This window comes from Acetobacter lambici (genome assembly GCF_011516885.1).
Taxonomy (GTDB): Bacteria; Pseudomonadota; Alphaproteobacteria; order Acetobacterales; family Acetobacteraceae; genus Acetobacter; species Acetobacter lambici.
On the sequence record NZ_WOTD01000005.1, the window covers coordinates 73863 to 85304 of the forward strand.

At 59.4% G+C, this 11442-nt stretch carries 12 protein-coding genes and 2 tRNA genes; 4 read left to right on the forward strand and 10 right to left on the reverse strand.

All coding sequences use genetic code 11. The features are described 5' to 3' along the window. Nucleotides 1-128: 128 nt before the first annotated feature. On the reverse strand, nucleotides 129-725 hold the full coding sequence (hisB, locus tag GOB86_RS04520; protein ID WP_165991186.1) for an imidazoleglycerol-phosphate dehydratase HisB: 597 nt from the start codon (nucleotides 723-725) through the stop codon (nucleotides 129-131). Nucleotides 726-783: 58 nt separating this feature from the next. Beyond that, complete coding sequence (locus GOB86_RS04525) at nucleotides 784-2835, reverse strand: NAD(+) synthase (protein WP_165991187.1); 2052 nt, start codon at nucleotides 2833-2835, stop codon at nucleotides 784-786. Nucleotides 2836-3016: 181 nt separating this feature from the next. On the opposite strand from GOB86_RS04525, the gene GOB86_RS04530 reads away from it, so the two are divergent. Together GOB86_RS04530 and GOB86_RS04535 are read left to right on the forward strand one after the other, a co-directional pair. Next, nucleotides 3017-3091: transfer RNA gene (locus tag GOB86_RS04530), tRNA-Gly, on the forward strand. An 812-nt stretch (nucleotides 3092-3903) separates the two neighbouring features. Then, entirely contained in the window at nucleotides 3904-4173 is a 270-nt protein-coding gene (locus tag GOB86_RS04535) for an HU family DNA-binding protein (RefSeq protein WP_025826862.1), read from the forward strand. 87 nt (nucleotides 4174-4260) lie between these two features. Here the strand turns inward: GOB86_RS04535 and GOB86_RS04540 are convergent, their stop codons facing one another. The 6 genes from GOB86_RS04540 to GOB86_RS04565 form a co-directional block, all read right to left on the reverse strand. Further along, complete coding sequence (locus tag GOB86_RS04540) at nucleotides 4261-5502, reverse strand: MFS transporter (RefSeq protein ID WP_165991188.1); 1242 nt, start codon at nucleotides 5500-5502, stop codon at nucleotides 4261-4263. A gap of 241 nt (nucleotides 5503-5743) precedes the next feature. Continuing rightward, nucleotides 5744-5818: transfer RNA gene (locus GOB86_RS04545), tRNA-Gln, on the reverse strand. A 69-nt stretch (nucleotides 5819-5887) separates the two neighbouring features. Then, on the reverse strand, nucleotides 5888-6547 hold the full coding sequence (locus GOB86_RS04550; protein ID WP_165991189.1) for a TetR family transcriptional regulator: 660 nt from the start codon (nucleotides 6545-6547) through the stop codon (nucleotides 5888-5890). Between the two features lie 74 nt (nucleotides 6548-6621). Further along, the gene (gene proC, locus GOB86_RS04555; RefSeq protein WP_165991190.1) at nucleotides 6622-7443 is read right to left on the reverse strand and encodes a pyrroline-5-carboxylate reductase; all 822 of its coding nucleotides are present in this window, start codon (nucleotides 7441-7443) and stop codon (nucleotides 6622-6624) included. Between the two features lie 2 nt (nucleotides 7444-7445). Further along, nucleotides 7446-7946 carry a type III secretion system chaperone family protein gene (locus GOB86_RS04560; protein ID WP_086646539.1) on the reverse strand — a complete coding sequence of 167 codons (501 nt, stop codon included), beginning with the start codon at nucleotides 7944-7946 and terminating at the stop codon, nucleotides 7446-7448. A 61-nt stretch (nucleotides 7947-8007) separates the two neighbouring features. Then, nucleotides 8008-8298: an accessory factor UbiK family protein gene (locus tag GOB86_RS04565; protein WP_165991191.1), complete on the reverse strand. Its 291-nt coding sequence runs from the start codon at nucleotides 8296-8298 to the stop codon at nucleotides 8008-8010. Between the two features lie 421 nt (nucleotides 8299-8719). Here GOB86_RS04565 and GOB86_RS04570 point away from each other — a divergent pair, with 421 nt between their 5' ends. Further along, nucleotides 8720-9649: a DnaJ C-terminal domain-containing protein gene (locus tag GOB86_RS04570; RefSeq protein WP_165991192.1), complete on the forward strand. Its 930-nt coding sequence runs from the start codon at nucleotides 8720-8722 to the stop codon at nucleotides 9647-9649. A 74-nt stretch (nucleotides 9650-9723) separates the two neighbouring features. Here GOB86_RS04570 and GOB86_RS04575 read toward each other — a convergent pair whose 3' ends face one another. Further along, complete coding sequence (locus GOB86_RS04575) at nucleotides 9724-10143, reverse strand: hypothetical protein (RefSeq protein ID WP_165991193.1); 420 nt, start codon at nucleotides 10141-10143, stop codon at nucleotides 9724-9726. 174 nt (nucleotides 10144-10317) lie between these two features. On the opposite strand from GOB86_RS04575, the gene GOB86_RS04580 reads away from it, so the two are divergent. Next, on the forward strand, nucleotides 10318-10644 hold the full coding sequence (locus GOB86_RS04580; RefSeq protein WP_165991118.1) for a hypothetical protein: 327 nt from the start codon (nucleotides 10318-10320) through the stop codon (nucleotides 10642-10644). A 42-nt stretch (nucleotides 10645-10686) separates the two neighbouring features. Here GOB86_RS04580 and GOB86_RS04585 read toward each other — a convergent pair whose 3' ends face one another. Continuing rightward, complete coding sequence (locus GOB86_RS04585) at nucleotides 10687-11439, reverse strand: 2OG-Fe dioxygenase family protein (protein WP_165991194.1); 753 nt, start codon at nucleotides 11437-11439, stop codon at nucleotides 10687-10689. Between the last annotated feature and the right edge of the window lie 3 nt (nucleotides 11440-11442).

Consider the following 11442-nt stretch of genomic DNA (forward strand, 5'->3'; position numbering starts at 1 on the left):
TTGGTTCTGATCCTGCGGAAAACCCTGCTATCTGCCCGCATGCGGGCAAAAACAAGGCCGGTTGTCTGTCTGGCCTACCCCCATGTTCAGACCCGAACATGGTTGGATCACATATGCCGCCAGCTGGTTTACAGCACGCCCTTGGTGGACGGAATGGCCCCAAGAGCGCGTGGGTCCGGCTCTACCGCCATGCGCAGTGCGCGGGCAAGAGCCTTGAACGCGGCCTCGGCAATATGGTGGCAGTTTTTACCCGCCCGCTGGTTCAGGTGCAGGGTCAGCATGGCGGACATGGCGAATGCCCTAAAAAATTCTTCCACCAGTTCCGTGTCCAGCCCGCCAATACGGTCGCGGTCGAAGGTGGCCTCAAACGTCAGGAACGGACGGCCGGAAAGGTCGACCACCGCCTCGCACAATGCCTCGTCCAGCGGCACAAGGGCCGAGCCAAACCGGCGCACGCCACGCTTGTCGCCCAGTGCCTGCCGCATGGCCTGCCCTAGTGCAATGCCGGTATCTTCCACCGTATGATGGCCATCAATATGCAGGTCACCCTTGACCGTTATGTCCAGATCGAACAGGCCATGCTTGGCCAGAGCGGTCAGCATATGGTCAAAAAAGCCGATACCGGTTTCAACCCGAGCCTTGCCAGTCCCGTCCAGAGTCAGGGCAATGGCAATATCGGTTTCGCTGGTAACGCGGTGAACTGTGGCGTGGCGCGATGTTGTCATGGTCCCAGCTTATAGCCCAAGACCGGGCACAATGCCATTCCACCAGCGGGGGGCAGTTTCAGGCTTCGGGCACATGGTCTTCCAGTTCCTTCAGCCACAGGGTTGCATTGCCATCAGCCGGGGCGCGCCAGTCCCCACGGGGGGAAAGACTCCCCCCCGCCATGACCTTGGGACCATTGGGCATGGCCGAACGCTTGAACTGGCTGGTGGTAAAGAACCGGAACATAAAAACCTTCAGCCATTTGCGAATGACCGGCAGCCCGTAGCTTTTATGGTCGTGCGGCAAAAAGCCCGGTGGCCATGCGCCCTGTGCTGCATCCCGCCATGCCTGTTCGGCCATAAAGGCTATGCGGGCAGGACCAAAGCCGTGGCGCAGGACGTAATAAAGTGTGAAGTCGTGCAGGGCGTATGGCCCGATTGTGTCCTCCGTGCTCTGGCTGGCCCCCGCGGTGGCGGGGATGAGTTCGGGAGATATCTCGGTCGCCAGCACGGTGCGCAGTACGGTGCAGACATCGGCCGGGAAGTGGCCTGAGGCAATGCACCAGCGGATCAGGTGCTGGATCAGGGTTTTGGGCAGGCCCGCATTAACGTTGTAATGCGCCATCTGGTCGCCCACGCCGTAGGTGCACCACCCCAGCGCAAGCTCCGACAGGTCACCCGTGCCAATAACAATACCGTTGTGCTGGTTGGCCAACCGGAACAGAAAATCCGTGCGCAATCCGGCCTGCACATTTTCGAATGTAATGTCATGCACGGGCTCACCTCTGGCAAAGGGGTGGTCCATGGTCTGGAGCATAAGGGTTGCGGCGGGGCGGATGTCCAGCGTTGCGCGCGTAATGCCCAGATGCGCCATCAGGGCGTTTGCACTGGCCAGTGTCTGCTCCGTGGTGCCAAAGCCGGGCATGGTGTAGCCTCGTATGGCGGTGCGGGGCCAGCCCAGTTCATCCGCCGTGCGCACGGCCACCAGCAGCGCATGGGTGGAATCCAGCCCACCGGATACGCCAATGACCATGCCTGCTGCCCGGCAACTTTTCAGGCGTTGTTTGAGGGCCGAAACCTGAATGGTAAAGGCCTCAAAACAATCCTGCTCCAGCCGAGTGGGATCTGCTGGCACAAAGGGAAAGCGCGAGAGCGGGCGCAGCAGCCCAAGGTCGGTTGCGGGTGGGGCGAGTGTAAATTCTATGGAGCGCCAGAGCGGGTCGGGGGTGCCGGTTGTGGCCGCGCAGTCCGCAAAGGAGCCAACCTGCGCGCGTTCGTGGCGGATGAGCGTGAGGTCAATATCGGCCACCACTGCGCGCGCACCGGAGGGAAAGCGCTCACTCTGAGCCAGCAGCACGCCGTTTTCAAAAATGGCGGTCTGGCCATCCCATGCCAGATCAGTCGTGGATTCACCCTCTCCCGCTGCCGCATACAGGTAAGCGGCCACGCACCGTGCAGACTGGGAGAGGCAGAGCATGGTGCGGGTACGGGCCTTGCCCACGGTAATATCGCTGGCCGACAGGTTGGCCAGAACCGTGGCTCCTGCCATGGCCTGCGCCGCAGAGGGAGGGGCAGGCACCCACATATCCTCGCAGATTTCCACCCCAAGGCAGAATCCCGGTATGTCGCGGGCTGTAAACAGAAGGTCCACGCCAAAGGGTACGCTCTGCCCGGCTACAGGCATGGTTTGGCCACGGATTTGCGCACCGGGTGCAAAATGCCGTTTTTCGTAAAATTCGCGGTAATTGGGCAGGTAGCTTTTGGGCACCACGCCAAGAATATGCCCCCGGTGCAGCACAACAGCACAATTATACAGGCTGTTCCTGTGGCGCAGGGGAGCGCCAACCACCACCACGGGCAGCAGGTCGGCGGTGGCCCGTGCCAGTGCCGCCAATGCCGTGTCCACGGCGTTTAACAGCGTGCTTTGCTGGAGCAGGTCCTCAATGGAATAACCGCTCAACCCCAGTTCGGGAAAAACACACAGGCCAACACCTTGCCCAGCGCAGGTTTGGGCTGTGGTTACAATCTGCTCAATGTTGGTATGCGGGTCAGCAAGGGTGACGGGTGCCGTGCAGGCCGCCACGCGCACAAATCCCTGATGGTACAGAGATCGGAATAAGGACGTGGTCACGGCTTTCCTTCCTTGCCGGGGGGCGCATGGTTCTGTCTAGCAGGAGGGCAAAGTGGCCGCCAAGGGCTGGCAAAGTGCTGCTTTATGACAGATGCGTGCAGGGGCATGAAAAAAAAGCGGCTTTTTTGCATTTTCCCTCTTGCGCGATTGAGCGCTCCCCCATAAAAGGAGCCCATCTGATGCGGGCGTAGCTCAGGGGTAGAGCACAACCTTGCCAAGGTTGGGGTCGTGGGTTCGAATCCCATCGCCCGCTCCAGATTTTCCTTAGAAAATTTGGTTCGGTTAATGAATGTAGCCTACATTCATTATGCCATGAACACCACACCTTATGGTGTGTGACCACGCACATGCGTGGCCATTTCCGTTTTGTCCGGTCATGGTCTGCCCATGTGGTGGCAACGTCCTGTTGTGTCAGTTCCCTCCGTGTTGTGTGGTTTTTTAAGGGATGATGCTGCACCCGCCTGCGCAAGGCGGGGAAGGGAGTCCACAAAGGTAAAGTTTTATTTTACGCAATACGGAATACCTACAAAACAGAACACTGCGTTCAGTTCTGAGCGGTGGAGTCTTGCTGGCAGCGGGCTGTCGGATCAGTGTTTTGTCCAGTGCGTGTTTATGAAAATATGTTTTAAATAAAGTAATTTTTTTAAAATCATCACAACAGAAAAGCGGATTCGGGTCGGGTTTATGGCGGGAATGGAAGATATACAGAGGACTTCTATTCGTAGTAGAAATGATATGAGTTATGAATATTTTATGTAAATCCTTATACATATGAATGGCAGGGAATGCTGTAATAACGCAGGATCATGCTGTAACGCCCAAGGAAAAGAGCATGGATTCCCATGTGTGCCTGCAAGGCTAACCCGCCCTCCTGAGAGGAAGGATGTGTGTGTCTGCAAAGACACAGATTCTGTTTCTGCTGTTCCCATCGGCAGGAATCGAAAAAAGATATATTTTTTATGTTGGTAATTTTTAAAAAATATGACTACAAGCCGTAAAGCCTTTTAGGCATATTCGTTCAATAATTGTCATGTACAAAATTCTGTCTGAAAGGGAGCCAGTAACTCTATGAGCAAGGCCTTTATTGCAGCAGTGATCCAGGATTCGATCAATTGCACAGGGGTTGCCGCCAATCAGGCTGCGAATGACCTTATTGATGCCATTGTGGTCGAACTCAAGCGTGAAGGTGGGTTTACCCTGCCGTCTTTTGGCACGTTTACAGTTCGCAAAACCAAGGCCCGCAAGGCGCTGAACCCCCGCACGGGTGAGCCAGTCAAGGTCAAGGCTGGTAAAACAGTCCGTTTTAAAGCCAGCCCCAATCTTAAAAAAGCTGTCTGAAAAAACAAAGCGTTACTGGCTTTTCGGGCCGGGAACATAATGGAGCCGCGCCGGGTTTTTCGGTGCGGCTTTTTTATTGTTCCAGACCTATACAGTCTCGGTTGTAATATCTTCCAGTCGGTCCAGTTGGCGCAGGCCGGGGAACAGGCCCATCCACACGCCGGTTATGACCAGAGTGCCAATGCCCCCCAGCACAACCGCGGGAACAGGCCCCATAACGGCAGCCAGCATGCCACTTTCAAATTCGCCCAACTGGTTGGATGACCCGATAAACAGCATATTCACAGCCGAGACCCGGCCGCGCATTTCGTCCGGTGTTCCAAGCTGCACCAGCGCACCCCGTACCATAACGCTTACCACGTCCGCCCCGCCCAGAATCGCCAGCATCAGCACGGATACGGCAATGGAGTGGGAAAAACCGAACAGAATGGTGGCAACGCCAAAAACGGCCACGGCGGCAAACATCCATCGCCCGGCATGCCGCCCCAGCGGGTGGCGGGCCAGCACGGCAGCAACCAGTAAAGCACCAATGGCAGGGGCTGCCCGTAAAAGACCAAGCCCCCAAGGGCCTGCATGCAGAATATCCGTTGCAAATATGGGGAGCATGGCCGTAGCCCCACCCAACAATACGGCAAACAGATCAAGCGAGATGGCACCCAGCATTGTGGGTTTGCGGCGTAAAAAGGCAATGCCGCCAAATACAGCCGCCAAGGTGGCCCGCTGCCGGGGCCGTGCAGGGCTTGTTATGACCATGGACCATGTGGCCAGTGCAGCGACGGCAAAGCTGCACGCGCAAAGTGCGTAGCACACCCCCGCCCCCAGACCGTACAAAAGCCCGCCAAGGGATGGCCCGGCAATACTTGCGACCTGAAACAGCGAGGAAGACAGCGCTGTTGCGCGCGGGAACAGGGCCGGGGGCACAATGGAGGGCAAAAAGGTCTGCTGGGCGGGCATTTCAAACGCCTTGCAGGTGCCAAACACAGCGACCAGCCCATAGATCATGGTCGCATTCAACTGGTGTGTAAAAGAGGCATAGGCCATGAACGCCGCAGCCAGAAGTTCTATGGTCTGGCAGGTGATAACAATGCGCTGGCGGTTATGCTGGTCTGCCGCATGCCCGGCAGGAAAAATAAAGGCCACCATGGGCAGGAACTGCGCCAGCCCCACAAAGCCCAACGCCGCCGCACTATGGGTTAGCGCATAAACCTGCCAGCCAACAGCAACTCCCTGTACCTGCCCGGCAAAGGCGGACAAAGCCCGTGCCCCAATAACGGCCACCAGACCGGGGTGACGCAGGAGGGAGGGAGGAGCAGCAGGGGCATCAGGCATGACAGAAACTACGTTGTATCCAAGAGCAGAAAAAAGCGGCGTGTGTAAAAAGCGATCCGTCCGGGCCATGAATGCGCAGGACACCCCGCAGGGCTAATCAAAACACCGTATTGGCAAAAACAGTACCGCTATGGCCCTGTTCTGGTCGGACCGGACCTTGGGCGGAAAAAATACCGCCTTACCCTTCCGCCATGCCGGGAAGGGCCGCCGCCAATCGTAAGAGAAGGGGAAAAACAGGTTCTGGCTGGGGCGGGAGGATTCGAACCTCCGCATGGCGGAATCAAAATCCGCTGCCTTACCGCTTGGCTACGCCCCAATGGCCTGAACTGCCTGCGCCTCTTTTAAGCTAAACAGGGTTCGGTCGTAAAGGCCGCTTGTTGCTAAATTAGTGGTCCTGCGCCGATATTGTGGTGCTGGCAAAGCTTGCGTCCATATCCGCCACGTCATCCAGATCGGCCAGCCCGTCCTGATTGGCGTTTTCGTCTGTCCCGGTGGGGAACAGGCCAAACCGGCCCGCCTTGTCCAGTGCCTGATCAAGGGCGGCCATGGTGCTGCCCATATCCGGGCTTTCGTCTTTTTCCCACACGCGCAGGGTATGGGTCCATACCGCTACCAGCATGTTTACGCGCACAAAACCGAGCACGCCGCTGGCGTTCACTCCTGCGGCATCGGTCATCCAGCGCATGCTTTCCACCGTGGCGCCACCGAGCAGTATGGTCAGGGCCGGGTCCAAAGGCAGGCTGCGAAAGACCGACTGTAACCCACCACGATACTGCTGAAACACGTCCAGCCTGCGCATGAGCAGGTCAAACAGACGCTCGCGCACGGCACCACAGATCATGTCGTCCGCCAGAGCCACATCATCGGCCAGACGGCCCAGGCGGAGCAGAATACTGGCCTTGAGTGGAAAACGCCTCCGGGCCTCGGGCAGGGCCAGCCCCGCCTCACGGGCTGCCGCCAGCACGGTCACGGAGCCCCAGCCCCGGTCCTGAGCCAGTGTTAGGGCAGCCGAGACAAGGGCTGTGTCAAAGTCGTCATTATCCATATCAAAGACCTGTCGCATGAGCGGTAAGGAGCAGGGCGGGAACGGCACCTGAGAGAATGAGGAAAAAAAAGAGATTAGCTGGCCAACTCGCGGGCGCGGTGCACGGCGGCGGCAATGGCCGCGGAGGTTGTGGCGGGCCAAGCCTGCGGGGCCATCATAATTTTGAGTGCTTCAGCCGTGGTGCCACCGGGGCTGGTAACGTTGCGGCGCAGTTCTGCCGCATCAGTGGGCAGGGTATGCAGCATGCAGCCCGCGCCATACAGGGTGCCACGGGCCAGCTTGCGGGCGACCTCGGCTGGCAGGCCCTGCTCGACCCCTGCTTTTTCCAGCAGTTCGGCCATTAAAAACACATAGGCCGGACCACTGCCGGAAATGGCGGCAACGGAGTCGATCAGTCCTTCCTCCTCCACCCACACGGTCTCGCCCACGGCTTTGAGCAGCGCGTCGCAATGGGCTTTCTGTTCGGTGGTGGCGTTGGGGGGGGCGTATAGTCCGCTCATGCCCGCACCCAGCGCGCAGGGTGTGTTGGGCATGGAGCGGATAATAACCGGATTGGCCTGTGCGTTGGCCTGCACACAGGTTGCGTGCAGGCTGGCAATGGTGCGCCCGGCCATGACGGAAAGCAGCGTTGCCTGCCCAAAACGCTGGGCCAGTTCCGCCAGAACCGGGTTGGCCTTCTGCGGTTTGACCGCGACAATAATAACATCTGGCGCAAAATCCGCCGGAACGTCCTGTATGGCCCGCACAACGCGGTGGGGGGCGGGCAGGTCCGCCATATGGCGGTCAATAATGACGGAGGGTGCCAGACCGGCACCAAGCCAGCCCTCAAGCATGGCACCACCCATTTTGCCGCACCCGACAAGCAGAATGGAGGGAAGGGGGAAATGCTTGGTCATGGTCATGCCTCTCCGTGGCAGTCCAGCATGGCCGAGGCCAGCGCATCCGCTGCACTCAGCCCGCCAGTCAGGAAAAAGCGCAGGGCGGGGTAAAAACGCTCACACTCGGTCAGGGCGATGTCGATCATGTCTTCAAAGATGTCGGTCGCGGTTTCCGTGCCGCGCAGGAGCAGGGCGTGGCGGAACAGCAGCACCCCATCCTCCGTATCCACGCTAAAGTGGCCAACCCAGACCTGTTCGTTGGCAAGGCCGATCAGTTCGTACAGGGCCAGACGCATGTCCGGGCTTACGCGCAGGTCAAAGGCGCAGGTGAACAGAATGGTGCCCAGCTCGGCCGACCACGAAAAGAACAATCCGTAGTCGCACCATCTGGCCGGGGCTTCGGCCGCCATTTCGGTCGGGGTGCAGCGGTCAAAGGTCCACCCATGCCCGGCAATGACCTGTTCCATCAGGTCCAGCGGGTTGGTGGGTGGGGTGGTGGAGCCGGTTGTCAGGGCTGGCATGGCATGACTCCCGTGCCTGCGGTCAAAAACAAAAACGGGACGGTAGCAGAGCGCGCGGGTTTTAGTACGTGCCGTGCTGGTGGCCACCGGTCAGGTGCTGTTCCAGCGCTTCCACCCGTGCTTCCAGTGCGGCCATGCGGCGTTCGGCCTCTTCCTGACCAATGCGCGCCTGTGCAGCCAGTTCACGCATGACTTCAAATTCTTCGCGGCGGACAACCTGCAGGCTGGTCAGCACTTCGTCCACACGGCTGCGGACAATGGCGTTCATTTCCTCACGCACGCCGGTCAGTGCGGATACGGCACCTCCGGCAACACCTGCAAGATCATCAAAAAAGCGCGGTTTGTCAGCCATGCGGGGGTCTCCAATCAATCCGTTATGAGCGACCAACAGCCTGCTGCTGTCTGGCGTAGCGCTCTTATGGTCCCGACTTTATAAAGAATAAAGCGCCAGCCGGACAGAGGCCATGCCCCGGATTCCATTTTTGTGGCGCAGTTTATCCGCATGGCGCACATGTGGCTTTCGTTCACACTCCATTGACCGCTTGGGGTCGCGTTCCCATTATTAGAGATAACAGTTGAAAAACCGGTGTGCGCAGTCAACACGCGTTAGGCGGGCGGGCACCGTGGTATGGAGACAGCATTAGAATGAGTACAGTCTTGGCGGAGGATTTTTGCAAACCCCGCCTGAACGCACTTTTCAGGGCGGTGGCTGGTTGTGGGCAGCGCACGGTGCGGCCCGGTAACGGTAACAGGATGGGGGAAGGGACGGCTGCATGAGTGATCGCGATCCGTATTCAGTATTAGGCATTGCCAAAACAGCCAGTCAGGATGACATCCGTAAGGCTTATCGCAAGCTGGCCAAAAAACATCACCCCGACCTGAACCCCGGCGACAAAAAAGCCGAAGAGGAATTCAAAGCACTCAATCAGGCCAATGACCTTTTGTCCGATGTGGACAAGCGCGCGCGTTTTGACCGGGGCGAGATTGATGCCTCCGGGCAGGAACGCCACCCCGGCTTTGGCGGGGGTGGTGGTTTTGGTGGCGGCGGCTTTGGCGGTGGTTTTGGCGGCGCGGGCGGGTTCCGTCCCGGTGGTGCTGGCATGGGTGGTTTTCAGGAAGAAGACCTGAACGACCTGTTCGGCGGCATGTTTGGCGGAGGTGCCCGTGCGCGCAGGGCCGGGCCGCGTAAGGGGGCGGACCGCTCCTTTGCACTCAATGTCAGCTTTTTGGACGCGGTTAATGGTGCCACGTCACGCGTTAACCTGCCCGATGGCGCAACGCTGGACGTGCGCATTCCACCGGGCATGGAGGATGGCAAGGTTCTGCGCCTGCGCGGCAAGGGCATGCCCGGCGTGCAGGGTGGTCCAGCAGGGGATGCGCTGATCACCGTGACCGTGCTGCCCGACACCACCTTTACGCGTGAAGGCTCCGACCTGCGTGAAACCCTGCCCGTGGACCTGAAAACCGCAGTGCTGGGCGGCCCCATTATGGTGCCAACGCCAACCGGCACGGTTAAAATGAACGTGCCCGCCGGGTCCGATACGGGCACCGTGCTGCGCCTGCGCGGCAAGGGTGTGCAGGCCCATGGTGGCAAGGATGCAGGCAATCTTTACGTGCGGCTGGAGGTCAAGGTCGGCAAGGCCGATGCCGCACTGGAAGCTTTTTTGAAAGACTGGACGCCAGAAGCCGCCGTTAACGCGTAACGTTAACCCTCCCACGCGCACTGGCGGGTGGGAGGGGGCGGTCTGGCAGCGCGGCTAGTTGGCCGCTTATGGCTTTAGGGGTCGTTGCGGTACACCGGAACGTCCACCTTGTGCCCGTTCGTGTTGGTGATCAGGATATGCCCTGCATTGGGGGAGATCAGGGTCATGGTCATGGTTGTGTCATGCTGGGTGCCCGACCAGGACGCGCCGCTTTTTCTGGCAAGGCTGAACCGGCTTTCGCCAATGGTTACGGCAAAAACTTCTGGCACACTGACCAAAAGCCTTGCCGCAGGCCCCAACGCCTTGTTGCCCGCAACCGTAAAGGCAGGCACTTCCGCCCGAACAGTCCATGCCCCCATAAAGGTGGCCGTGGGGTAATTGGTTTCAGCCTGCGCTGGAGCCGGTGTCTGGGTGGGCGCTGCCGTGTGGGGGGCGGCCATTGCCGGGGCTGCTGCAAGCCCCAGCACGGCGGAACAAAGAAGAATATGTTTCATGTCTGCTTCCGTAGCAAAAAATCAGGTCTGGTCTATGTGGCGTGTTTGTTCAGGCCCCGTCCAGTGTTGGCACCGAGGGGCAGATACCCTGAACCGCTTGACGAACCCCCATGACAGGACCAAAAAAACAGGACCCTTTTCGGTCTGCATGACAACCACGTGGAGAACAGCATCATGAGTGAGCAGGAAACACAAGGCAGTGTTGACGGGACCGCTCCTCTGCACGATGGGCAGACCCTGCCGCCGCAGGCCACGGACTCCACTTTGCCCAGCAGCGATACGGTTCACACGCAAACGCATGAGGCACTGGCCGAGCCGGTGCATGTGCTCCCCGCGTCCCGGCCGGATGACAAGCCCGCTCCGGTCCAGCACCCGGTGGCCCCGCCTGCGCGTGATCCGGGCATGACATTCAAGGAGTTCTCCCAGATGGCAGGGGCTCTGGTGTTTGTTATCTGTTTTGTAGCTCTTGGGCTGCACGCCATTTATTACGCGGGCTACTAAGTCCGTATCCGGCCCAGCACCCATAAGCAGCCCCCATTCCGCCTATTCGTGGCGGAGGGTCACCACCAGTACGTCGCGGTAAGCGGGGCGGTCCGGGTCCACGGGCTGTACGGGTGTGACGCCGTGGTAAACCCGGTTGTCATTGACAACCGCTGTGTCCAGTGGGTTTGTCAGAGTAAAGCTGCCAACCTGTTTGTGGCTGAGGTCGTGGATGGATGTTTCCCCCCGCGCCACGTTTTCCCGCCGGACCATCACAACAAAAACCCAGTCCACGCCATCACGGTGCAGCCCTTCGGGGGTTGGGCAGCCTGCTGCATCGGGCCGGGCCTCAATACGGAACTGGTGTATTTCCGTGTGCCATGCGTTGGGCCTGCGTTCGGGCGGGGTCATGTCCGTGATCACGCGCAGGGCCAGCCGTAAAATGGCCATAAGGGCGGGGTGCTCGCCAAGGGCGGGCAGAACGGGCTTGAACCAGCGCTCTATGCCGCCATTGAGCGCATTGTAGTCCCGGCTCTGGTAGTGGGGCTGGTGGGGTTTGCGTGTAATCCCCCCCTCGGTCAGCGAGAACGTGGCGTAGCGCCTGCGCCGGTAGCGCCCGCCATCGGCCATGTAACGGTCCACGCCCAGATCGTTCCAGCTTGCGGCAAAGTCTTCCCACCCGACCAGACCATCAGCCTCCAGCACGGCCCGCATGGCCTGAGCCTGAAGGAAGGCAAAGCCCTCCTCCGCCAGAGGTGTTTCCAGAGTCTGGATAATATTGCCCGCAAGGGTGGCCGCAAAAATAGGCTCGGACATGGG